General features: G+C 44.0%; 19 protein-coding genes. 13 read left to right on the top strand and 6 right to left on the bottom strand.

Going from position 1 to position 25,216, the window contains the following annotated elements; translation table 11 throughout:
• Positions 1-106: 106 nt before the first annotated feature.
• From rpsA to I2F54_RS10615, 7 genes are all read left to right on the top strand, one after another.
• Positions 107-1,900 carry a 30S ribosomal protein S1 gene (gene rpsA / locus I2F54_RS10645; protein WP_009122506.1) on the top strand — a complete coding sequence of 598 codons (1,794 nt, stop codon included), beginning with the start codon at positions 107-109 and terminating at the stop codon, positions 1,898-1,900.
• A gap of 227 nt (positions 1,901-2,127) precedes the next feature.
• Entirely contained in the window at positions 2,128-2,886 is a 759-nt protein-coding gene (locus tag I2F54_RS10640; protein WP_229097167.1) for a hypothetical protein, read from the top strand.
• A 32-nt stretch (positions 2,887-2,918) separates the two neighbouring features.
• Entirely contained in the window at positions 2,919-3,833 is a 915-nt protein-coding gene (locus I2F54_RS10635; RefSeq protein WP_195501159.1) for a ribonuclease Z, read from the top strand.
• Between the two features lie 44 nt (positions 3,834-3,877).
• Positions 3,878-4,462 (top strand): DNA-3-methyladenine glycosylase I, encoded by a 585-nt coding sequence (locus I2F54_RS10630; protein ID WP_195501158.1) that lies wholly within the window; start codon positions 3,878-3,880, stop codon positions 4,460-4,462.
• 112 nt (positions 4,463-4,574) lie between these two features.
• Positions 4,575-5,129, top strand: coding sequence for an RNA polymerase sigma factor (locus I2F54_RS10625; protein WP_009122502.1), 555 nt, complete (start codon positions 4,575-4,577; stop codon positions 5,127-5,129).
• Between the two features lie 48 nt (positions 5,130-5,177).
• On the top strand, positions 5,178-5,546 hold the full coding sequence (locus I2F54_RS10620) for a hypothetical protein (RefSeq protein WP_195501165.1): 369 nt from the start codon (positions 5,178-5,180) through the stop codon (positions 5,544-5,546).
• Positions 5,547-5,578: 32 nt separating this feature from the next.
• Positions 5,579-6,058: a hypothetical protein gene (locus I2F54_RS10615; protein ID WP_087425155.1), complete on the top strand. Its 480-nt coding sequence runs from the start codon at positions 5,579-5,581 to the stop codon at positions 6,056-6,058.
• Between the two features lie 77 nt (positions 6,059-6,135).
• Here the strand turns inward: I2F54_RS10615 and mazG are convergent, their stop codons facing one another.
• A complete protein-coding gene (gene mazG / locus I2F54_RS10610) occupies positions 6,136-6,930 on the bottom strand; it encodes a nucleoside triphosphate pyrophosphohydrolase (RefSeq protein ID WP_009122499.1) in 795 nt (264 codons plus the stop codon).
• A gap of 70 nt (positions 6,931-7,000) precedes the next feature.
• Positions 7,001-8,098 (bottom strand): DUF3810 domain-containing protein, encoded by a 1,098-nt coding sequence (locus I2F54_RS10605; RefSeq protein ID WP_195501157.1) that lies wholly within the window; start codon positions 8,096-8,098, stop codon positions 7,001-7,003.
• Between I2F54_RS10605 and I2F54_RS10600 the strand changes: the two genes are divergently transcribed.
• Entirely contained in the window at positions 8,085-8,336 is a 252-nt protein-coding gene (locus I2F54_RS10600; protein ID WP_195501156.1) for a hypothetical protein, read from the top strand. The genes I2F54_RS10605 and I2F54_RS10600 overlap by 14 nt on opposite strands.
• Positions 8,337-8,447: 111 nt before the next feature.
• On the top strand, positions 8,448-11,132 hold the full coding sequence (locus tag I2F54_RS10595) for a valine--tRNA ligase (protein ID WP_195501155.1): 2,685 nt from the start codon (positions 8,448-8,450) through the stop codon (positions 11,130-11,132).
• A gap of 55 nt (positions 11,133-11,187) precedes the next feature.
• Here the strand turns inward: I2F54_RS10595 and I2F54_RS10590 are convergent, their stop codons facing one another.
• Positions 11,188-11,778 (bottom strand): RNA polymerase sigma-70 factor, encoded by a 591-nt coding sequence (locus I2F54_RS10590; RefSeq protein ID WP_118466766.1) that lies wholly within the window; start codon positions 11,776-11,778, stop codon positions 11,188-11,190.
• A 115-nt stretch (positions 11,779-11,893) separates the two neighbouring features.
• Here I2F54_RS10590 and I2F54_RS10585 point away from each other — a divergent pair, with 115 nt between their 5' ends.
• From I2F54_RS10585 to I2F54_RS10570, 4 genes are all read left to right on the top strand, one after another.
• On the top strand, positions 11,894-12,919 hold the full coding sequence (locus I2F54_RS10585; RefSeq protein WP_195501154.1) for a FecR family protein: 1,026 nt from the start codon (positions 11,894-11,896) through the stop codon (positions 12,917-12,919).
• A gap of 90 nt (positions 12,920-13,009) precedes the next feature.
• A complete protein-coding gene (locus I2F54_RS10580) occupies positions 13,010-16,546 on the top strand; it encodes a TonB-dependent receptor (RefSeq protein ID WP_195501153.1) in 3,537 nt (1,178 codons plus the stop codon).
• A 15-nt stretch (positions 16,547-16,561) separates the two neighbouring features.
• The gene (locus I2F54_RS10575; protein WP_195501152.1) at positions 16,562-18,532 is read left to right on the top strand and encodes a RagB/SusD family nutrient uptake outer membrane protein; all 1,971 of its coding nucleotides are present in this window, start codon (positions 16,562-16,564) and stop codon (positions 18,530-18,532) included.
• Between the two features lie 98 nt (positions 18,533-18,630).
• Entirely contained in the window at positions 18,631-20,013 is a 1,383-nt protein-coding gene (locus I2F54_RS10570; RefSeq protein ID WP_118466769.1) for an arylsulfatase, read from the top strand.
• Between the two features lie 87 nt (positions 20,014-20,100).
• On the opposite strand, the gene I2F54_RS10565 is transcribed toward I2F54_RS10570, so the two are convergent.
• The 3 genes from I2F54_RS10565 to secA all read right to left on the bottom strand — a co-directional run bounded on the left by I2F54_RS10565 (position 20,101) and on the right by secA (position 25,186).
• Positions 20,101-20,547 carry a hypothetical protein gene (locus tag I2F54_RS10565; protein ID WP_022217611.1) on the bottom strand — a complete coding sequence of 149 codons (447 nt, stop codon included), beginning with the start codon at positions 20,545-20,547 and terminating at the stop codon, positions 20,101-20,103.
• Between the two features lie 67 nt (positions 20,548-20,614).
• Positions 20,615-21,709 carry a DUF6340 family protein gene (locus I2F54_RS10560; protein WP_195501151.1) on the bottom strand — a complete coding sequence of 365 codons (1,095 nt, stop codon included), beginning with the start codon at positions 21,707-21,709 and terminating at the stop codon, positions 20,615-20,617.
• Between the two features lie 180 nt (positions 21,710-21,889).
• Positions 21,890-25,186, bottom strand: a complete 3,297-nt coding sequence (secA, locus tag I2F54_RS10555) for a preprotein translocase subunit SecA (RefSeq protein ID WP_195501150.1) — start codon at positions 25,184-25,186, stop codon at positions 21,890-21,892.
• Between the last annotated feature and the right edge of the window lie 30 nt (positions 25,187-25,216).

The following is a 25,216-nucleotide window of genomic DNA, read 5'->3' as shown; positions in this document are numbered from 1 at the left end:
AAAGAACTTTTTGTCATTCAAGAAAATACTCCTATCTTTGCGCCCGATTTAATATGAGTCAACATAAAGTCTCACTTAATTAACGAGTTAAACAATTTATTTATTAATGGAAAATTTAAAAAATGTTGCTCCCATTGAAGACTTCAACTGGGATGCTTACGAAAACGGTGAAACCGTAACAAACGCAAGTCACGAAGACTTGGAGAAAGCGTATGACAACACGCTGAACAAGGTTAACGACCGCGAGGTAGTTGACGGAACCGTAATCGCAATGAACAAGCGTGAAGTAGTTGTGAACATCGGTTACAAATCAGACGGTATCATTCCTTTGAATGAATTCCGCTACAATCCCGACCTGAAAGTAGGTGATACGGTAGAAGTATACATCGAAAACCAGGAAGACAAAAAAGGACAGTTGGTTCTGTCTCACCGCAAAGCTCGTGCTACCCGTTCTTGGGATCGCGTTAACGCTGCTTTGGAAAATGAAGAAATTATCAAGGGTTACATCAAGTGCCGCACTAAGGGTGGTATGATCGTTGACGTATTCGGTATCGAAGCATTCTTGCCGGGTTCTCAAATCGACGTTAAGCCTATCCGCGACTACGATGTATTCGTTGGCAAAACAATGGAATTCAAGGTTGTTAAAATCAATCAGGAATTCAAGAATGTCGTTGTATCTCACAAGGCTCTTATCGAAGCCGAACTGGAACAACAGAAGAAAGAAATCATCGGTAAACTCGAAAAAGGACAAGTTCTCGAAGGTACCGTTAAGAATATCACTTCCTACGGTGTATTTATCGACCTGGGCGGCGTAGACGGTTTGATTCACATTACAGACCTCTCTTGGGGCCGCGTTAGCGATCCGAAAGAAGTGGTTGAGCTCGACCAGAAACTCAACGTTGTTATCCTCGACTTCGACGATGAGAAGAAGCGTATTGCTCTCGGCTTGAAACAACTTACTCCGCATCCTTGGGACGCTCTTGATCCTAACTTGAAGGTAGGCGACCACGTGAAGGGTAAAGTAGTCGTTATGGCTGACTACGGTGCATTCATCGAAATCGCTCCGGGTGTTGAAGGTTTGATTCACGTATCTGAAATGTCTTGGTCACAGCACTTGCGTTCTGCACAGGACTTCATGAAGGTAGGTGACGAAGTGGAAGCTGTAGTTCTGACTTTGGACCGTGAAGAACGTAAGATGTCTTTGGGTATCAAGCAACTGAAAGCTGATCCTTGGGAAACTATCGAAGAGAAATATCCTATCGGTTCCAAGCACACGGCTAAAGTTCGTAACTTCACTAACTTCGGTGTATTCGTAGAAATCGAAGAAGGTGTTGACGGCTTGATCCACATCTCTGACCTGTCTTGGACTAAGAAGGTTAAGCATCCTTCCGAATTCACTCAGATCGGTGCGGACATCGACGTACAGGTTCTGGAAATCGACAAGGAAAACCGTCGTTTGAGCTTGGGTCACAAGCAACTCGAAGAGAATCCTTGGGATGTATTCGAAACTGTATTCACAGTAGGTTCGGTACACGAAGGTACTATCATCGAAATGCTGGATAAGGGTGCGGTAGTTGCACTGCCTTATGGTGTAGAAGGTTTCGCTACTCCGAAACACCTCGTTAAGGAAGACGGTTCACAAGCTCAGTTGGACGAGAAACTCGAATTCAAGGTTATCGAGTTCAACAAGGACGCTAAGCGCATCATCCTGTCTCATAGCCGTATCTTCGAAGATGTAGCTAAGGCGGAAGAAAGGGCTGAAAAGAAAGCCGCTAAGAAGTCTACCGGTAAGAGAGAAGAAGCTCCCGCTTCAATCCAAAACCAGGCTGCTTCTACAACTTTGGGCGACATCGACGCTCTGGCTGCTTTGAAAGAGCAAATGGAAGCCGGAAAGAAGTAATCACTTCCACATATAGATAAGGTAAGGGCACTTGTGTAACCACAGGTGCCCTTTCTTGTTTTCTATTTCGGTAGAATTTGCAAGAATAAAGGCTGTTTCTTTATTTTATGACTATCTTTGCAAAATAGTAGTTTGAAACGAGGTTTCATAGCTGCCATATTCCAAACAATATACATAACTTTATTTTGTTCACTATGCAAAACATTCTCAAAACCTCAGGAAGCATTATGTTACTGGCTTGTTTGTCTCTCGTGTTATTGACAGGATGCAGCCAAAAGTCCAAACTCAAACTGGCAATAGAATTGGCCGACAAGCAATGTCCCATGGATATGGGAACTGTCGGTGAGATATCCGGTATCACTTTTGATGGTACGGATGTGATATATAACATGCTGATGAATGAGGATTATCTGGATTTGAACGCATTGGAGAAGAATCCGGACGCAATGAAATCTGCGGTAACGGCCATGTTCAAGAATCCGAAAGGCGAGATAAAGACAATGCTGGAAATGGTTGTTGATACAAAATCCGGAATTAAATTTATATATAAGGGAAAAACCACAGGAAAAGAGGTGGAATGCTATTTGGAAACCGAGGATTTGAATAACATCCTGAATCAGAACCTGACAGAGGAAGAAAGCGACAAGCATAAGTTGGAAGAACTGGTGAATGTAACCAATGTCTCCTGTCCGATGGATGTAGATGAGGCTACTACGCTCGATAAGCTGACGATAGAGTCGGATAAAGTAGTCTATAATTATACCATAGACGAGACAAAGGTCGATATGGCTACAATGAGAAATAATGAAGCGCAAATGAAGCAGGCCATCAAAGGCTCTTTGAGTGTTTCCGAATCTTCTTTAAGGCTGTTTCTGGAAGCTTGCGTAAAGGATAATAAAGGGCTTTCTTACCGGTATGTGGGTGGTACTTCGGGAGAGAGTGCGGAGTATATTTTCACGGTCGCCGAATTAAAAGCGCTTCTGTAAAAAGAGATAAAGATTGTTCTGAACCGTTTATCATGGAAAAGTTTGAATTGCATGTACTCGGCTGTGGTTCCGCACTGCCCACAACACGTCATTTTCCTACTTCGCAAATAGTGAATGTGCGCGATAAGTTGTTTATGATTGATTGCGGGGAAGGTGCACAGTTGCAGTTCCGTAAATCGCGTTTGAAATTTTCGCGACTGAATCACATATTTATATCTCATCTGCATGGAGACCATTGTTTTGGATTATTGGGGCTGATTTCTACCCTCAATCTTTTGGGACGTACGGCCGAATTACACATTCATTCTCCAAAAGGCTTGGAAGACCTGATGATACCCATGCTTGATTTTTTCAATCGTCAGATGACTTATAAAGTGCTCTTCCATGAGTTCGGAACGAAAGGGGCTGCTGTCGTTTATGAAGACCGTTCATTGACGGTGACTACCATTCCTTTGCGGCATCGTATGCCTTGCTGCGGTTTCCTGTTTGCCGAAAAGCCGGGTCCCAACCATATCCTGCGCGATATGATAGATTTCTATCAAGTGCCGGTGTACGAGCTGAACCGTATCAAGAACGGTGCGGACTACGTTACGCCGGAAGGAGAGGTGATACCCAATGCCCGCCTCACCCGTCCTTCGGCTGCTCCGCGCCGCTATGCCTATTGTTCGGATACGATTTATCTTCCCTCTGTAACGGAGCAGATAAAAGGAGTGGATTTGCTTTTCCATGAAGCTACTTTTGCCGAAGATGCCGCCCCGCGTGCCAAGGAAACCTTTCATACCACCGCTTCGCAGGCCGCACGGATAGCCCGCGATGCGGAAGTGAAGAAGTTGCTGATAGGTCACTTCTCCGCCCGTTACGATGATGAGCAGGTATTGCTGGACGAAGCCCGGGCGGTCTTTCCCAATACGCAGCTTGCCAAAGAAACGCTTTGTATATCGGTGTGAATTAAACTTTTACTATCTTTACCGGTGTATTAAATATAATGAGTATGCAAGATATAGTAAACGGACGTTGCGGCTGGTGCGGAACGGACGAGTTGTATGTGAGATATCACGACCAAGAGTGGGGGAAGTTAGTGACCGATGACAAGACGCTGTTTGAGTTTCTTGTATTGGAAAGCTCTCAAGCCGGGCTGAGCTGGATAACCATCCTTAAAAAGCGCGAAGGATACCGTAAAGCCTTTTGTGACTTCGATGCCGGACAAGTGGCGCAAATGACCGATGAGGACGTTGAGCGGCTGATGCGGTTTGAGGGTATTGTGCGGAACCGTTTGAAAATCAAATCGACCATCACAAACGCAAAACTGTTTCTTGCCGTCCAAAAGGAGTTCGGCAGTTTTTATAATTATACCCTGTCATTCTTTCCCGACGGAAAACCTATCATCAATACCGTTCACTCATTGAGCGATATTCCGGTATCATCGCCTCAGTCCGATGCCATGAGCAAGGATATGAAAAAGCGGGGATTCAAGTTCTTCGGGACAACCATTTGCTACGCGCACTTACAGGCGTCAGGCTTTGTGAACGACCATCTGGCGGGATGTATCTGTCGCCAAACAATAGAGGTGAAATAAGCGAAATGCCAATACAACTCTGCCTTTACCGGGCTTTTTGTTCGTTTCGGGCTGCTTTTCGTTTTAATTTCTTATCTTTGCTATCCAAAAGCCATAAATGTGAATAGAATATATGAACCCTTCTTATAATGAACGCGAAGTGCTGGCGCTTCTTCAAGAGGAGAGTACACAGAAGCGGGGATTCGAGATGATTGTCGCACAATACAGTGAGCAGTTATACTGGCAAATCCGGCGCATGGTACTTTCGCATGAAGATGCCAACGACTTGCTTCAGAATACCTTTATCAAGGCATGGATCAATATCGACTATTTCCGGGCGGAGGCCAAACTCTCCACCTGGCTCTATCGTATCGCCCTGAACGAGTGCCTTACTTTCCTGAACAAACAGCGGGCGGCGGGTACCGTGTCATTGGACGCTCCCGAAGCCGCCACCCTTCAAAAGCTGGAGAGCGATCCTTACTTCTCGGGAGACAAGGCTCAGATGGCTTTGCAGAAAGCGCTGCTCACATTGCCCGAAAAACAACGTATGGTGTTCAACCTGAAGTACTACCAGGAAATGAAATACGAGCAAATGTCCGATATCTTCGGTACTTCCGTAGGAGCTTTGAAAGCGTCCTACCATCATGCCGTGAAAAAAATAGAGAAGATATTGGGAGAAGAAGATTAAACCTTTGACGTGAATAAAAGTCTAACCAAACAGAGAGGAGAAGAGCTTATGAAAGAAGAAGACAACATACTCAAAAAGGCAGGGACGGGGAATGCTTTCCATGTGCCCGAGGGATATTTTGAGAACCTTACTTCGGAGATTATGAACCGGCTTCCCGAAAAAGAGCGCCTTGCTTTTGAGAAGAAAGAATCTACGATGTGGGAGAGAGTAAAGCCGTGGGTATATATGGCGGCTATGTTTGTAGGCGCGGCATTGATTATCCGCGTGGCTTCCTCTGACCATACTCCGGCTGCGGCAGACCGCATGGCTGCCGACGAAGCGGAAACCGAAATGGAATATATCAACATGGCGGTGGATAACTCCATGCTTGACGACTACTCATTATACGTCTATCTGGCTGATTCCGACGCAGAGTGAGCGATAGATAACTTTAACCGATTGAAGAAAGAATGAAAAAGCTGATTGTTTTATTAGTTATGATGTGCGGTTTGGTACCCGTATTGCGGGCAGCGGACGGATGTAACCAGCGTTTGTCGCCTGCTGAGTTTCGTGCCAAGCAGAAAGCCTATATTACGGAAAAAGCCGGATTGACCAAGGAAGAGGCCGTTAAGTTTTTCCCTCTGTACTTTGAATTGCAGGATAAAAAGAAAGAGCAGAACGATAAGGCATGGAAGCTGATTCGTCAGGGAAAAGACGAAAAGACTACCGAAGCCCAGTATGACGCGATAATGGAAGGCGTGTACGACGCGCGTATCGCTTCCGACCGTTTGGATAAAACGTATTTTGAGAAGTTCAAGAAGATATTGTCTGCCAAGAAACTCTATCTGGTGCAGAAAGCCGAAATGCGCTTTCACCGGGAATTGCTGAAAGGCATGCGTCATAACGGCGACAAGGGTAAAGCTCCGAAACCCCAACCGGGCAAGAAATAAAAACACACCGTCTGTTTGCGTGAAACGGACGGTGTGTCGAGGTCTGACAGACTATCTGTTTGAGCCGTACAGACAGTCTATTTTTTATTTTCCAACGCTTTGGCTTCTTCCCATAGTTTGTCCATTTCTTCCAGCGTCATGTCGTGCAGGTTTTTGCCCTCTTTGATGCTGTGCGCCTCTACATAGTTGAAGCGGCGGATAAACTTCTGGTTGGTATGTTCCAGCGCGTTGTCCGGATTTATTTTATACAGGCGTGCGGCGTTGATGAGGCTGAACATCACGTCCCCGAACTCCTCTTCCGCTTTCTGCTTGTCCATGTGGGCCACTTCGGCTTGGAACTCCTGTATTTCTTCTTTCACTTTATCCCATACCTGCTCGCGTTCTTCCCAGTCGAAACCTACGTTGCGGGCTTTGTCCTGAATGCGGTAGGCCTTGATAAGCGAGGGAAGGGCTGAAGGTACGCCGCTTAACACGGTCTTGTTGCCACCCTTTTCCCGAAGTTTCAGCTGCTCCCAGTTTTCGGACACTTGTCCGGCGGTTTCCGCTTTCACGTCGCCGAATACGTGGGGATGGCGGAAGATAAGCTTCTCGCAAAGGCGGTCGCAGACATCTTTCATGTCAAAATCGCCGGTTTCCGAACCGATTTTGGCATAAAAGGCTACGTGGAGCAATACGTCTCCCAGCTCTTTGCAGATGTCCTGCTTGTCGTCGCGCATCAGGGCATCACAGAGTTCATACGTCTCTTCAATGGTGTTGGGACGCAGACTTTCGTTGGTCTGTTTCTTGTCCCAGGGACATTTTACCCGCAGTTCGTCGAGAATGTCGAGGAAGCGGCCGAAGGCTTCCATCTGTTCTTTTCTTGTATGTTGCATGAGTCGCTTTTTTTGATTAAAGATTGACGCAAAGATACGAATATTGCACTACGAAAGTGCAGCATTTGTCTTATTTCTGCACTTTTGCGGCACAGTTGGCCTTATTCTTCCATTCTTCATACGAAATCAGCAGGCCTATTACTTCCGAGTAGTTTTTCCGCCCGCTTTCTATCTTGTTTCCTTTCAGGTATAAGTCGTATATCCGGTCTTGGATATCACCGACCAACGGGTTGTACTTCCTCATCCAGTATTCGCTGTTCTTCTTGGCCAGTCCGATGATTTCCGGACGGATGCTCCGGTAGAGTTGTGCGTATTCTTCTTCGTCCATAAGCCGGCGCGCATTGCCCAAGACGTGCGGCAGTACGGACAGATAGCCGCTGAAACGGATGTCTTTCGCCTGCGAGCGGGTACATACCTGATAGGCGTAGAAATTGGCTTCCGCCTCGCTGGTGATGCCCAGTAAGTGGGCGAGCTCGTGGGCGTAAGTGGCGGGATATTGAGAGGGAAGCAAATCGCCGTTCAGGGTGAACTCGCAGAAGAAAGGCGCCATGCTGCCGGTGACTCCCACCATGGAAATCAGGGGGGTGAACAGCATCGTTTTTACCCGGGGCGATTGATGAAAAGGACGGTGAACGCCTAAGGAGTCACCGATTTGATTATAGGCCTGTACGCTTTCACGGCAGACCAGCTCTTTGTCGACCGACGTAATACCGGTGTAAGAGCTGTTCAGATTCTCGATGTAGCCGTCTGTAAAACTCCGAAAGTTTTCAGGAGTATAGGCGGTGTAAGGAATGCGCGTCCGCTCGTAAAAGTTCTTTTGCGAGTAATTCAGCCCCCATGCCAGATAGAACCATACGTACACCCATAGAAGATACTTTACATCTTTCAGCAAGATGCGGCTCCATTTCCGTTTGCGGATGCAGCGCGCGTAAGCAGGGTAGAGAAGTACGCCGGCGATACTTAGCGCAATGAACAGGTCGCCGATGGCGAAAGGGATAAGCCGGGAGAAGGACGAAAGCGTCCGGGCGATGGACGGGTATACGTACATGGCGTAGGCATTTCCCCAACCGGGCACTGTCTGCACGCACAATACGAGCAACAAAAAAAATATCAAAAGCAATGAATCGCCTCTGAATCTCACTCCTGCTATTGTTATGCTACGCTTCATTCTATTCTTCTTCTTGAGCCCGTGCCGGTTTCCTGCCTTCGGTACTGTTGTTTCCCCCTTTGAGAACGGAAGTTTCAAGCGGTGGAACTCCGGTTCCCTTACGTGGATACTGACGTTTCCTTACGTGGGCACTGTTGTTTCCCTGCGTGGATACTCCGGTTTCCTTGCGTGGAAACTTCCGGTTCCGGCAGCCGAAACCGACGCGGCACCGGGTGCTTATTACGGCAACTCCGTATAAAATCATCATTTGTAAAGCAAAGGTATGTAATTCTTTTCATTGCTTTTGCCGGATAAAGCTATTAATTTATTAATTTTGCGCCCATTATAACAAAATATAGATTTTAGAAACATGGAATTAGCAAGTAAGTACAATCCCGCTGACGTAGAGGGAAAGTGGTACCAGTATTGGTTAGACCACAAATTATTCAGTTCTAAACCCGATGGTCGTGAGCCCTACACCATCGTCATTCCGCCCCCCAACGTCACCGGTGTGCTCCACATGGGACACATGCTTAATAATACCATCCAAGATATCCTTGTACGCCGTGCCCGTATGGAAGGCAAGAACGCCTGCTGGGTTCCGGGTACGGACCATGCTTCCATTGCCACCGAAGCCAAGGTTGTGAACAAGCTTGCCGCGCAGGGCATCAAGAAAACAGACCTTACCCGCGACGAATTCCTGAAGCATGCCTGGGAATGGACGGACGAGCACGGCGGCATCATCCTGAAACAGCTCCGTAAGCTGGGTGCTTCCTGCGACTGGGACCGTACTGCCTTTACCATGGACGAGAAACGCAGCGAAAGCGTGCTCAAAGTATTCGTAGACCTTTACAACAAGGGACTGATTTATCGTGGCGTGCGTATGGTGAACTGGGACCCGAAGGCTCTCACCGCCCTTAGCGACGAGGAAGTCATCTACAAGGAAGAACATAGCAAACTGTACTATCTGAGATATTACGTTGCCGACGATGATATGTCAGGTGAGACGGGAGCCGAAGGCGAAGTCGTTCATCGTGACGCCGCCGGCAAGCGTTATGCCGTAGTGGCTACTACGCGTCCCGAAACAATTATGGGCGATACGGCGATGTGTATCAATCCCGCCGACCCGAAGAACCAGTGGCTGAAGGGCAAGAAAGTAATTGTTCCGCTGGTGAACCGCGTTATCCCCGTCATCCAGGATGATTATGTAGACGTGGAATTCGGTACGGGCTGTCTGAAGGTAACTCCTGCACACGACGTCAACGACTATATGCTGGGCGAGAAATACAACCTGCCCACTATCGACATCTTCAATGACAACGGCACGTTGAGCGAAGCCGCTGAACTCTATGTCGGCATGGACCGTTTCGATGTACGCGAGCAGATAGAGAAAGATTTGCAGAATGCCGGACTGTTGGAGAAGGTGGAAGTCTATACCAACAAGGTAGGTTTCTCCGAGCGTACCAATGTGGCTATCGAGCCGAAGCTCTCCATGCAATGGTTCCTCAAGATGCAGCACTTTGCCGATATGGCTCTGCCCCCGGTAATGAACGATGACTTGAAATTCTATCCTGCCAAGTATAAGAATACTTACAAGAACTGGCTGGAGAACATCAAAGACTGGTGTATCAGCCGTCAGTTGTGGTGGGGACACCGTATTCCCGCTTACTTCCTGCCGGAAGGCGGATATGTGGTAGCCGCCACTCCCGAAGAGGCTTTGAAGCTGGCTTGGGAAAAGACCGGAAATTCCGCCCTTAAAATAGAGGACTTGCGTCAGGACGAGGACTGCCTCGACACTTGGTTCTCTTCCTGGTTATGGCCTATCTCTTTGTTCGACGGCATTCTGAACCCGGGCAACGAAGAAATCAACTATTATTATCCTACCAGCGACCTCGTGACCGGACCGGATATCATCTTCTTCTGGGTAGCCCGTATGATTATGGCGGGTTATGAATACGAGGGTAAGATGCCGTTTAAGAATGTTTACTTCACAGGTATCGTCCGTGACAAGCTGGGACGCAAGATGTCCAAGTCGCTCGGTAACTCGCCCGACCCGCTGGATTTGATAGAGCGTTACGGTGCTGACGGTGTACGTATGGGTATGATGCTTTCGGCTCCTGCCGGCAACGACATCCTTTTTGACGATGCGCTTTGCGAACAGGGACGTAACTTCAACAACAAGATATGGAATGCTTTCCGCCTTATCAAGGGTTGGGAAGTAAGCTCCGAGGTGGCTGTGCCGGAAGCTGCCGAACTGGCAATGCGTTGGTTCGACTCCAAACAGAACGCCGTAGCTGCCGAAGTGGCGGACTTGTTCGGCAAGTATCGTTTGAGCGAGGCGTTAATGGCCGTGTACAAGCTCTTCTGGGATGAGTTCTCTTCCTGGTATCTGGAAATGATTAAGCCTGCTTACGGTCAGCCTATCAACAAGAAAGTGTACGACACGACTATCGGTTTCTTCGATAATCTGTTGCACCTGTTGCATCCGTTCATGCCGTTCATCACCGAAGAATTGTGGCAGCACATTGTCGACCGTAAAGACGGAGAGAGCCTTATGGTAAGTCCTATTTCCATGTCGACGGAAGTGGATGAAGCCTTTGTACAGCAGTTTGAAGTGGTGAAAGAAGTTATCAGTAACGTACGCTCCATCCGTTTGCAGAAGAACATTGCCCTGAAAGAGGCACTGGAGTTGCAGGTTGTCGGTGAGAACCCCGTGGCTGCTTTCGACGCTGTCATTATCAAGATGTGTAACCTTTCTGCCGTAACTGCGGTTGAGGCTAAGGCTGACGGCGCCGCCGCTTTCATGGTAGGTACGACGGAATACGCCGTTCCCCTGGGTAACATGATTGATGTGGATGCCGAAATAGCCCGTATGGAAGCCGAGCTAAAGCATAAGGAAGGCTTCTTGCAAGGCGTTCTGAAGAAACTCGGCAACGAGAAGTTCGTGAATAATGCTCCCGCTGCCGTAATCGAAATGGAACGCAAGAAACAGGCGGATGCGGAGAGTATCATCAATTCACTGAAAGAAAGCATTGCCGCTTTGAAGAAAGCGTAGAAATATTAAATACAAATAAAACGAGCCTTGAGGAAAACTCAAGGCTCGTTTTGTATTAGGTGGATGAATATGGTGCAGCTAATAATAATAGCACAATTGGCAAATAATCTTTTAATTCTACCCGTAATATTTTTAGTGCCTGCTGAATTCGGTAATCTACTGTTTTAGGAGATATATCTAATATGGAAGCAATCTCTTTATAGCTCATTCCTTTAAAGCGATGTAGGCAGAATGCTTCCTGATAACTAGGAGGAAGTTCCTTAATAGCCTGTTCGATGTGTTTGGCAAGTTCCTTTATCTGATACAGATCGATATCATGTAACATATCTTGCATCTGTTCATAGAAAACAGTATTTACTCGTTGACGAATACTTTGCTGGCGCAGTTGACTGATGGCCTTATGATAGACCATCTTAAATAGATATTTACTAAGAGATGTTTCAATAATAGTGTGTGCATCAGGGTGTCTCCAAATCCATAACAATACATCTTGTACGATTTCTTCAGCATCTTCCAATTCTACGAAATTAGTACAATAAGCACATAATGCCGAATAGTATTTCCTAAATAGTGTGTCAAATGCTTTCTTGTCCTTTTGTTCTATGGCAGATAGTAAGAGGTAATCCTCATGCAATGTTGTTTTCATAATATAATTTTGTAAGACAAAGATATAATTTTTTGGATAAAATCGAAAAAAAAAGCTTTTTTGTTTAGGAACTCCGTTTTCTCATGCGTCTTTTAAATAAAAGGTAATTAATATAATGGAGAATCAGAATATAGATAAAATAGAAGAGATATTGTTCCGTTATTATCAGGGCAAGGTAACGAATGAAGAGTACCAGTTGATAGTTGCTTGGTCAGAATCATCAGAAGAAAATAAAAAGCTGATTCAGCAATTGTATTCAATTTATCTTGCAACAGATATACGGAAGGTTACGAAGCAAGTTGATACAGAAAAGGCTTTACATAAAGTGAGTAATCAAATTGCGATACGAAAAAAAAGCATTGGTTGGAAGTGGATACAACATGCTGCCGCGATATTATTTATTCCTCTATTGGTGACAATAGGACTATTATTGCGAAACAATAAATCCGAATATCATTCATCAATAGCACAGATTGTCAATGTAAGGACAAATCCGGGTATGATAACTTCTGTTGTTTTACCGGATAGTTCGATTGTTTATTTGAATTCAGAAAGCTCTTTAAGTTATCCTCTTGTATTTGATGGTAAGACCAGAGAAGTGCATTTGATAGGAGAAGCCTATTTTGAGGTAGCAAAAGATCCTTTGAGGCGTTTTATTGTTTCTACTACGCATCAAACCCAAATAGAGGTGTTAGGCACTCATTTTAATGTGGAAGCTTATGAGAAAGATGAAAAGGTCATTGCGACTTTATTGGAGGGAAAAGTTGATTTTTTGTTCCAAGAGAACACTGATACTCGTAAAATAGGATTAAAACCTGGAGAAAAGTTGGTGTATGATTCAAAGGTTCGTAAAGCAAGTTTACATAAGACCTCATGTCAATCAGAAGTCTCTTGGAAAGATGGAACAATTATTTTATCTGGCACTCCTTTAAGAGAAGCTTTTCGTATGTTGGAAAAACGTTATCATGTGGAGTTTGTCATAACTAATAACCGTGGTATTGATGACACTTATACGGGTGTATTCACTAATGAACGTTTGGATAGAATATTAGACCATTTCAAGATTTCTTCGAAGATACGTTGGCGTTATATGGAAGAACAAGATGTAGCTGATAAGAAAAGTAAGATAGAAATTTATTAGTAGAAATATGTTAACTTAAAATTGAAATAAAATGAAAAACAGATCTCCATAAATAAAAACATACGGAATGATATTGGCGTATCGTTCCGTATGAAAATAGATTCATTGTTCAATAGCTTGTTTGGCGACAAGCATAGACAAACTCTTTTTTTAACTTTAAATCCATACAAATTTATGCATAAATATTTTAGTTTCCAATTTTTGGAGAGAATTATGTCTTTGGGGTTGACCTTAAATAAAATTCCATTAGCTATGAGACTGTTTGTATTAATTTTAATTTGTTCTATAACCTTGGTCCATGCTTCGAATTCTTATGCTCAAAACACTGTTATTAAGATTGAAGTACAAAACAAGACAGTTAGTGAAGTATTGTCTGAAATAGAGAAACAGTCAGATTTCACTTTTTTCTTTAATAATAAACATGTGGACCAAAATCGTAAAGTTTCTGTTGCCGCAAATAATAGTAATATCTTTAAAATTCTTGATGAAATATTCAAGGGTACCCAGGTAAAATACTCTGTACTTGGCAAAAAGATTATTCTTTCTACTGAAATACAGACATCTCAACAAGAACGTAAAAAACGTGTAACGGGTAAAATCTGTGATGCAAATGGTGAACCGTTGATTGGGGCTTCTATCCAGGTGAAAGGCACTACAATTGGCTCTATAACCGATATTGATGGTAATTATTCATTGGAAGTCCCTGATGATGCTGTTTTAGTAATCTCTTATATAGGATATATTGCGCAAGAGGTATCGGTTGGTATTAAAAATGTGGTGAATATAGCATTAAAAGAGGATGCGGAAGTACTGGATGAAGTGGTAGTTGTAGGATACGGAGTACAGAAAAAGTCAGATGTCACCGGTGCTATGATCAGAGTTAATTCAGAGGATTTAACCTCTCGTCCTGTAGCTAATGCTTTTGAGGCTATGCAGGGTAAGGCTGCAGGAGTTGATATAACGAGTAATGAACGTCCGGGTGAAATTGGTACTATCAATATACGCGGTGTACGCTCACTAAGCGCAAGTAATACTCCATTATATGTCGTAGATGGTATTCCTTTGATGTCGAACAGCGGTATAGAAACTTTAAATCCACAGGACATTGAATCTATAGATGTATTAAAAGATGCATCTGCTACTGCTATTTACGGTTCACGCGGTGCTAATGGTGTTGTTTTGGTTACTACTAAACAAGGTAAGGAAGGTAAGATGTCGTTAAATTATTCAGGCACGATGACAATAGAAACGTTACAGGATTATTCAGAAATGATGAATTCTGCTGAATATATTGAATGGCGCCGATGGGCATATTATTATTATGATCCTTCTACTTATCCAAGAGCTGATCAGCCTACAAAAGAAAATGATTATGATATTTTTATGGGATCCGCTGATCCTTATGCATGGAGAAACATTGAAAGAGGCTGGGCTGGTGGTATTTGGGATGGTTCTAAGGTTCCTACTACAGATTGGGGTAGTATGGTGAAACAAACAGGAATAACTCATGAGCATACTTTAAGTGCGAGTGGTGGTACTGAGAAAATGCGGGGCTATGCGTCTTTTGGCTATTTAAATAATGAGGGTACCATTAAGGGAGAATCTTATACACGCTATACGGCGAAAGTCAGTACCGATATGACACCTGTTAAATGGTTTAAATTGGGTATGAATGTCAATGCGACTTTTAGTGAACAACAATATGGTTCTTCTGCTAAATCAGTGGGACAGCTATCGACAAATATCCCTAAAAATCTATATGCGGCTTCTACGAGTATCTTTCCTTATGCGGTACCTTATGATGATAATGGAGAACGTATAATTTATCCGGGTGGGGATGATGGTGTAAAAACTGTAGTTGATGATTGGAAATACAGTGAATATGAAAGAAGAATGCTTCGTGTGATAGGCAGTATGTATGCTCAATTGGATTTAGGTGAAATTTATAAGCCTCTTAAGGGTCTTAGATATCGTTTGAACTTTGGTCCTGATTTTCGTTATTGGCGTAATGGTACGTTTGAGGACGCTCAATCGGTTAGTCGGAATGGGTCTCCTAATTATGCCTCTTTGGAGAATCAACATGATTTTTCGTGGACATTGGATAATTTGATTTATTATGATAAGGTGATAGGTAAGCATTCTTTGGGTGTTACTTTGTTACAAAGCGCTACAAAATATCACTATGAAGATGCCTCAATGGCAGCAGTGGGGATTCCATTATCTAGCGCTAAATGGAATGCTTTGAATCAACAAAATATATCAAACTTGGATAGTTGGAGCAGCAACTTGATAGAAAAACAACTCTTGTCATATATGTTTCGGTTGAATTATGATTATTCTAATAAATATTTGCTGACAGTGTCCGGGCGTTGGGATGGTGCTTCCCAACTTGCAGATGGTAATAAATGGGCTTTTTTCCCGAGTGTTGCACTAGGCTGGCGTCTTGAGCAGGAAGAGTTTCTGAAAAATATTCATTGGATTAATCAATTGAAGTTACGTATGGGAGTTGGTGTAACAGGTAATTCTGCTATTGACCCTTATCAGACTAAAGGTGGAATTGTTTCCTTATTTTATCCCTCTGGCAGTAATTTGGTATCGGGCCATGTCCCGACAGAAATGATGGTGGAAGATGGTGATGTAGCCATGGCTAACCCTAGTTTGACTTGGGAGAAAACCAGACAGTGGAATGTGGGGCTTGATTATGCTATTTTGAATGGACGTATCTCTGGTGTATTGGATTTTTATACCTCACAGACCTCTGATTTGCTGATGGCGATGACGATACCTGCTTTGAATGGATATCAAAATACTTACTCTAATGTTGGCGAGACCTCAAATATAGGTGTCGATATAACTTTGAACACTGTGAATGTAAAGACATCTGACTTTGAGTGGAGTACAACTTTAAATGCGGCTTGGCAAAAAGATAAAATAGAAACCCTGGCAAATGGCAAAGAAGATGACATAAATAATAATTGGTTTATAGGGCATGCTTTGGGAGTAGTTTATGGATATCAGTCTGCAGGATTATGGAAAGAAGAGGATGTTGCGGAAATGGCTAAGTTTAATGCGAATGGACATAAATTTGCTGCAGGTATGGTACGCCCCGTCGATCAGAATCATGATTATTTAATAGACCCGAATGATGACCGGGTAGTGATAGGGCATACGCGTCCACGTTGGACTTTGGGCATGACTAATACTTTCTCTTACAAGAATTTGGATTTCTCTTTTATGCTGTACGGACGCTTTGATTATATGGTTGATACAGGAGGAGAATATCAAGGAGGACGCTATACTCAGCGGAAAATTAATTACTATAATGAAAATAATAAGAATGCTGAGTACCAAAAGCCCATATATAGTGGTTCTGCAGGGGATCCTTATTATAATATTATTGGCTATAAGAATGGTTCTTTCCTGAAAGTACGTAATGTGTCATTGGGGTATACTTTCCCACAATTACTTGTCAAGAAGTGGGGGTTATCCAATTTGAGAGTTTATGTTCAAGCTAAGAATCCGGGAAGAATATTTTCAAACATTGATTTTCTTGAGTTGGATGCCTCACAGGCCGGAACTACTACTTGGAATCGTGGATATACTATAGGATTGAACATTGGTTTTTAATAGAAATAAAATAGAATGATTATGAAACTATATAAGAAAATTGTATACAGTGTATTAGCGATGACACTGGTTGGAAATACTTTGAGCTCTTGTAGTGATTTTTTGGATGAAGAACTTACAACTCAACTGAGTACTGATTACTTTGATACGGATGAAGGTATTACTGAATTAGCACAAGGTATGTATTATAATTTACGTTTTCATTTTTCTAAAGAGTGGGCGTACGCAACCACTAATTTTGGAACAGATGAGTTTCGTATAGGTGGAAATACTTCTAATGCTGCTTGGAATAGTTATGATGGCAGTTTTAAATCGCAGATTACGGCAATGGATTCAAATACAGCTTTAATGGAAACATTGTGGGATAATATGTATGTTGGTATTAATACAGCTAATCTTTTACTGGAAAAAGTATCCTCAGAAAAATATACAGGTAGTAATAAGGAAAGATATATGGGAGAGGCCCATTTCCTCAGAGGATTTAATTATTTAAAGTTAGTTTCGCAGTATGGTGGAGTGCCTTTAAAGCTATCTACTAATACGATACCAGAGAGAGAGTTTACTCGTGCGACAACAGAGTCTACTGTACAGCAAGTTATTAATGATTTAAAGAAAGCGTATGAGTTATTACCTCAAACAGCAACTATGGCAGGAGATATGACAAAGGATGCAGCTGCGCATTTTTTGGCAAAAGCGTATCTCTTTCGTGCCAGTGAAATAAACGATAGTTGGAATGATAAAACAAAGTCTGCCGATTGTACAGAGGCTCTACGGTTAGCAAAAGAGGTAATTGCTCACCGTAGCTTAGCTCCGGATTATTCTGATTTATGGAACTATACCACACCGGATGGGGACAATGAACAGTTGAGTGAAGTTATTTTAGCTGCTCAGTTTTCTGCAGATAAATCTTCTAGAGGACGTTATGGTAATACTTGCCATTTGTACTTTCTTGCTAAATATTCGGAACTATCGCAAATGATGCGCGATATTGCAGGCGGAAGAGAATATCAGCGTTTACGTACTACATACTATATGTATAATGTTTATGATATGGTGAATGATTCACGTTTCTGGAAAAGTTTTAAAACAAAATATGCAGTAAACAACCCGGCAAAAGGTTCTGTCTACCAAAAAGGTGATCTGGGTATTATGTATGTGGTTAATCGCCCTGGTGATACCCGATTTGAGAGTATGCAGATGAAAGATAAGGTGATTTGTGAAAAAACTGGTAAAACAATTCCTACTGTTTTTGTAGCTTATCCCAAAGGTAAGAATGGCAAGGATGATACGGCTCTTTACGATGATAAATCACATTTTCCATCTTTAAGTAAATATTTTGATGGCTCACGTGAAGGAGTAACCGATAATGTTGGTGCCCGTGATGGTATTTTGGCACGTTTAGGAGAAACTTATCTTATAGCTGCTGAGGCTTTGATTCGTTTGCATGAATATAATGATGCATTATATTATATCAATGAACTTCGTAAACGGGCTGCTTATAAAACAGGAGAAAATAGGTCTGCTTATTGCGATGGTGGTGCAGCTTATCATTCGGGAGCATTAGGATATCCCAGCATGGGAGATATAAACTCTTATATCCCGGAAAATTCGTATTATGAGTCTAATAATATAACACCTACGACAGCTGCAACTGATTTGGAAGTGACAGATATACATAGTCTTCCAGCTGAGGATGAGGAGATTATTACTAAATTGAATTATACGGGTGACTATGATCGTATGATGTGTTTCTTATTAAATGAGCGTTCACGTGAGTTGTGTGGAGAGTTTTTGCGCTGGGTAGATTTGGCTCGAACGAAGACGCTTGTAGCTCGTGCGCGTGCTTTTAATCCCGATGCTGCTCCTAATATTGATGAACATCATTGTTTACGTCCTATTCCACAAACCTATTTGGATGCAATACAGAAAAGCGGGCATGCTTTGACTGCAGAAGAGAAAAAAGCGGAACAAAATCCTGGATATTAGCGTGATATCTTCTCATAGGACAGAAAGAAGTCTTTTAACCTGATTATTGGAAGAAAGGCTTCTTTCATTAGAATTATGAATATATAAAATAGTTAGTTATGAAAATAGTAAATTGTTTGTTTTCTATTGCAATGATATTGCCGGGAAGTATGTCTGCTCAAACGGTAAAAAGCTTTCCTAATGTAATTTATATAATGGCGGATGATTTGGGGATTGGTGACTTAGGATGCTATGGTCAGCGTCAGATAAAAACTCCTAATATTGATAATATTGCCCGGCATGGAATGAAATTCATGCAACATTATGCTGGTTCTACTGTCAGTGCGCCTTCTCGTTGTGCATTGCTTACAGGAAAACATATGGGGCATGCTGCCGTTAGAGGAAATAAGAAAGTTTTGGGATCTGATGGGTTAGCCTATGAAACTCCTTTACCCAAAGAGGAAGTGACTGTGGCTGACATATTTAAGAAACGAGGCTATATGACAGCTTGCATTGGTAAATGGGGGCTAGGTGGACCTGGTACAGAAGGTATGCCTGATAAACATGGCTTTGATTATTTCTATGGGTATCTGGGGCAAGGCTTTGCCCATAGTTATTATCCGGATTTTCTACATGAGAATGATAAAAGGATAGAGCTAAATGGTAAGGTTTATTCTCATGATTTGATGCTAAAAAAGTCTCTGGATTTTATAGAACAGTATAAGCAGAATTCCTTTTTTCTTTATTATTCACCGACTATCCCTCATGCAGATCTTGATATTATAAAAGAGCAACAACAAGAATATGAAGGGATGTTTTGTGAGACTCCATTTACAGGCCGAGGATACAAACAGCAGGCAACTCCCCGTGCCACTTATGCGGCTATGGTGACTTACTTAGATAGGAGTGTTGGGATTATTATAGATAAACTGAAAGAATTGGGTTTATATGATAATACGATTGTAGTTTTTACCTCAGATAATGGAGTACACGCAGAGGGTGGGCACGATCCTTATTTTTTTGATAGTAATGGTCCTTTCAGAGGGTATAAAAGAGATTTGTATGAAGGTGGAATACGTACTCCGTTTGTTATTCAATGGCCAAGAATTATTCCAGCTGGAGTTGTAACTGACCATGTTTCCGCTTTTTGGGATTTTTTGCCGACCATAAGTGATTTACTGCAAGTCAATGCTCCGAACACTTGTGATGGAATATCCTATTTACCTACTCTTACTAAAAAAGATAAGCAGCAAAAGAAACATTCTTGTATTTATTACGAGTTTTTTGAAGGAGGTGGCAAGCAGTCAATTATGACATCTGACGGTTGGAAACTAATAAGATTACAGGTGGCTGTTCCGGAAAAGACTTATGAAGAGTTATATAATTTGAGTATAGATCCGGCTGAGATTGCTAATCTTGTTGAACAATATCCTGAAGTTGCCACCCGTTTAAGAAATATGATAGTTGGCCAAAGAACGGAGAATATAGATTTTCATTTTTAATGAGCTTATATAATATAAAAAGAATTAGTCCCACAAATTAAACGATTGTGGGACTAATTCTTTTTATATTGTAAACTTATTGAGTACTTATTTCTCCAGCAAGTCTTTCAAGAAAGCATCCAACTCCTCATCCAATCCTTTCAGCAACTCTTCGTTTACCAACAGGGTATCGTCGTCCAGCAGTAAAAGTTCGGCTATGGTTTCCTTATCATCATCTACCAGTACGAAAGAGAAAGGCTTCATGATGGTCAGCTTATCAAAAGCGCCCTGATTCTTCATGTTACAGAGCAGGTTGCTCAGGATACGCTCCATGTTCTCGTAAAAATCATCACCTTCGTATGTCATCCATTCTTCGATGGTGGCATTGGCGAGTTCCTTGTCGTCATCATCGAATATGAAGAATTCGCCCGAGCTTTGGTTGGCTTGCAGGTGAATATCCGTAACGACGGTTTGCTCGCAACCGCAAGTGTATTTGCCGATTGCCTGTTTGATGGTTTCTTCGAGGAGAGATAATGACGGTTGACTAAGTTTCATAATTGCTTTTCTTTACTTAATGGATGTTCAAAGGTATAAAAAAAACAATTATATCTACAGTATTTGACTAAAAATCATCATTAAATCGCTGCATTTGCATGTTCAGGCGTGATAAGCCTGCTTTTCGCTCTTCTAATTCGGTTACGTAAAGCGTTGTAAGGACATAATAGGGGAGATCCGCTTTGCCAAGATGAGTCAAATCTTTTTTGTCCACGCCGTCTACGATACGAGCTTCGGCTTGCGCTTTCAACGCCCAATCGAGAGCGGTGGCAATGCTGTCCTGCATCTCATAGCCGACAGCGAGATTGTAGGCTGCCTGCATCTTTTTCTTCCCTTTCTTGGTAGCGTAGGTCTGCTTCCACAGCTCGATGGCCGTACCCCATTTCTTATCTCCGGCATATATGGCGGCGTCACGCATGTTTACGGAACCGCCGCAGAACAGATAACGGTTGGCGGTTTTCCAATATGGCAGTAACTTCTTTACAGGGATGCTTCCGGCAAACTCAGAGGCTTGTTTTATCAAATCTTCCTCATTGATAAGGTGGCTCTGTACGAAAGGTCCGTTTCCCGTTTCTTCCCAAAAGATGCTGTCCTTGGCGCTGATGGTCACCATAGGCGTACTGCGGTCGGGCAGATAAACCCTGACGGTGGGATACACTTTGGCATCCACCGTTCCCTGGTAAATACCCCAGCTTTTCAGGTAGCTTATTCTCCGGACGGCACGTATCTGTACATTCTCCAGTGCAATGAGGAAATCCACGTCCAGCTCATGTGCCAGCCGGTTCACTTCTGTTTCCGATAAAGCTCCCTCACGTGGAGTGACATCATGGGCGCGCAAGGCCGAATCACAGATAACCACCTCATTGAAATAATTCTCATGTGCAAGAGCTTCTGCAAGGGCCTCGGCGGTAATGGCGCCGTTACCGTTGTAATAATCTATCTTACGGGCTATCTCAAAACCGTCTTTCTTTTTTTCTTTGGCAAGAATCGGTTTGTTGTCCGGGACTTCAGGCATGTTATTGACAATGGCTACCCGTTTCAAACTCGGCGGGAAACTTACATCCGCCGGTAACATATAATCTATGGCAAGCGGTTCGACGGTTTGGCAACCCGCCAAAAGCATCAAACAAGACAGTAACAGGTAATAAGAGTATTTAGTCATAGCCTTTTATTCTTAGTTCTAAAAAACAAAAGTAATCTTTTACTTGAATAAATAAAAGCCCCGAACAGTTTTTAACCGTTCGAGGCCTTTATTATACCGGTTAGTGATTGACGGTTAGTGATTATCAGTCAGTACCCGCACTAAAGCGCTCCCCTAATCCCTAACCCCTAATCGCTTTTTTTACGCATTCTTTCCGTGACAATTCTTGTACTTCTTGCCGCTTCCGCAAGGACAAGGATCGTTACGTCCTACCGTCTTCTCTGCGCGGATAGGCTCGCGCTTCTGCTGTTCGCGCGTATCCTGTTGGGCAGCGGCTTGCTGGTTCGGATCGTTCAAGTCCTGCTTTTGTTCGCGGTACTTGCTTAAATCCTGACGTTGCTCGGGAGCGGCCTGACGCACTTCCTGCGGTTCCTGTACCGGAATTTGTCCGCGCATCAGGATAGAAACAGTCTGGTTGTTTATCTTGTCTACCATGGTGTCGAACAGGTTTACGGACTCCAGCTTGTAAATCAACAACGGGTCTTTCTGTTCGTAGCTGGCATTCTGTACGGAGTGTTTCAATTCGTCCAGTTCGCGCAGGTTCTCTTTCCATGCCTCGTCGATAACGTGCAGCAGGATGGACTTCTCGAATGATTTCACTACTTCCTTGCATTCGCTGTCGTAGGCGGCTTTCAGGTTGCAGGAGATGTTATACATACGCTTGCCGTCCGTAATGGGAATCAGGATGTTTTCGTACATGTGTCCCTGGTTTTCGTACACCTGCTTGATAACCGGATAAGCGATTTGCGCCATACGTTCGGTTTTGCGTTTGAAGAGTTCCATAGCGGCGTCGAATGTCTTGTCGGCCAGTTTCTCTTTCTTCTCGTTACGGAATGCTTCTTCCGTGAAAGGAGTTTCCATGGCAAGCGTTTGGAGCAAGTCCATTTTGCAGTCCTCATAAGTAGGAGCTTCGATGGCGTTGACACAACGGTCCCAAATCATGTTCACAATATCCATACCGATGCGCTCACCCATCAAAGCGTGGCGGCGTTTGGTGTAGATCACGGTACGTTGTTTGTTCATGACATCATCATATTCCAGCAAACGCTTACGGATACCGAAGTTGTTTTCTTCCACCTTCTTCTGCGCACGTTCGATAGACTTGGAAATCATGCTGTGCTCAATCATTTCGCCTTCCTTGAAACCGAGTTTGTCCATTACGCCGGCAATACGGTCGGAAGAGAACAGACGCATCAGGTCGTCTTCCAAAGACACGAAGAATACGGATGAACCGGGGTCGCCCTGACGTCCGGCACGACCACGCAGCTGGCGGTCTACACGACGTGACTCGTGACGCTCCGTACCGATAATGGCAAGACCGCCCGCGGCTTTTACTTCCGGGCTCAGCTTGATGTCCGTACCACGACCCGCCATGTTGGTGGCGATGGTTACGGCGCAGCTCAAACCGGCTTTGGCCACGATGTCGGCTTCTTTCTGATGCAGTTTCGCATTCAATACGTTGTGCTCGATTTTGCGCATGGTCAACATCTTGCTCAACATTTCGGAGATTTCAACGGAAGTGGTACCTACCAGGACAGGACGTCCGGCTTCTACCATCTTCTCGATTTCTTCGATAACGGCTTTGTATTTTTCGCGTTTGGTTTTGTAAACGCGGTCGTTCATGTCGTTACGGGCAATGGGGCGGTTGGTCGGGATAACGACTACATCCAGTTTGTAGATGTCCCAAAGCTCGCCTGCTTCCGTTTCGGCAGTACCGGTCATACCGGACAGTTTGTGATACATACGGAAGTAGTTCTGCAAGGTAATCGTCGCGAAAGTCTGTGTGGCGGCTTCCACCTTCACGCCTTCTTTGGCTTCGATGGCCTGGTGCAAACCGTCGGAGTAACGGCGGCCTTCCATGATACGTCCGGTCTGCTCGTCCACAATCTTCACCTGACCGTCGATTACCACATACTCGTCGTCTTTCTCGAACATGGTGTAAGCCTTCAACAACTGGTTGATGGTATGTACACGCTCGCTCTTGATGGCGAAGTTAGTCATAAGGGCGTCTTTCTTGGCAAGGCGTTCCTCGTCCGTCAGGCTCTTTTCATTTTCCAGCTCGGAGAGTTGGGCGGTGATGTCGGGAAGCACGAAGAATGTGGGGTCTTCGGAGTTGCCGCTAATCAAGTCTACACCCTTGTCGGTCAGGTCTACGCTGTTCAGCTTTTCATCGATTACGAAATACAGCGGGTCGGTAACCTCGTGCATACGCTTGTTGTTCTGCTCCATGTAGATTTCCTCGGTCTTGAGCATACCGGCTTTGATACCCTGCTCGCTGAGGAACTTAATCAACGCCTTGTTCTTCGGCAAACATTTATGGCTGCGGTATAATGCAAGGAAACCCTCTTCCTGTTCTTTCTTGTCGTTTGAAGCTATCAGGCGTTTGGCATCGGCAAGGTATTGCGTGGCCAGTTTTTTCTGTGCTTCCACCAGACGTTCCACTTGCGGACGGAGTTGCTCGAAAAGCTGGTCGTCGCCTTTGGGAACCGGGCCTGAGATAATCAGCGGAGTACGGGCGTCGTCAATCAATACCGAGTCGACCTCATCCACGATGGCGTAATTGTGCTGACGCTGTACGAGGTCTTTCGGGCTGATAGCCATATTGTCGCGCAGGTAGTCGAAACCGAATTCGTTGTTCGTACCGAAAGTAATGTCGGCAAGATAAGCCTGACGGCGTGCGTCGGAGTTGGGCTGGTGTCTGTCGATACAATCCACGCTCAAACCGTGGAACATATAAAGCGGGCCCATCCATTCGGAGTCACGTTTTGCCAGATAGTCGTTTACGGTTACCACATGCACGCCGTTTCCGGTCAGTGCGTTGAGGAATACGGGTAGGGTAGCCACCAGAGTCTTACCTTCACCGGTTGCCATTTCCGCAATCTTGCCTTTGTGCAGTACCACGCCGCCAAACAACTGTACGTCGTAGTGCACCATGTTCCATAACGTGTCGTTACCGCCGGCTACCCAGTGGTTCTGATAAACGGCCTTATCGCCTTCGATGCGTACAAAATCTTTGGTAGCGGCCAGATGGCGGTCGAATTCCGTAGCGGTTACTACGATTTCTTCGTTTTCGGAGAAGCGCTTGGCTGTTTCCTTTACGATGGAGAAAGCGACGGGCAATACTTCATCCAATGCTTTTTCGTAGATATCCAGTATTTCTTTTTCTATCTTGTCTATTTGAGCGAAGACTTCTTCGCGTTCTTCCAGTTCGATGCTCTCAACGCTTGCTTTCAGTTCTTCCACTTTGGCGCGTTGTTCTGTTGCCGAGTTGCGGATGTATGCCTTCAATTCTTCGGTTTTGGCGCGCAGGGCATCGTTGTCCAATGCGGCTACTTCCGGATATGCGGCTTTTACCTTGTCTACCCACGGCTTTATCTCTTTCATGTCGCGGGTGGCTTTGTTGCCGAAAATCGAGCTTAAAAATTCATTAAATCCCATTATGTATTTGTTTTTATTATTATTTACTAA

The organism is Bacteroides clarus (assembly GCF_015555825.1).
Classification (GTDB): Bacteria; Bacteroidota; Bacteroidia; order Bacteroidales; family Bacteroidaceae; genus Bacteroides; species Bacteroides clarus.
The sequence above is the reverse complement of the archived record's forward strand: the minus strand, read 5'-3'. Positions and strand labels throughout refer to the sequence as shown.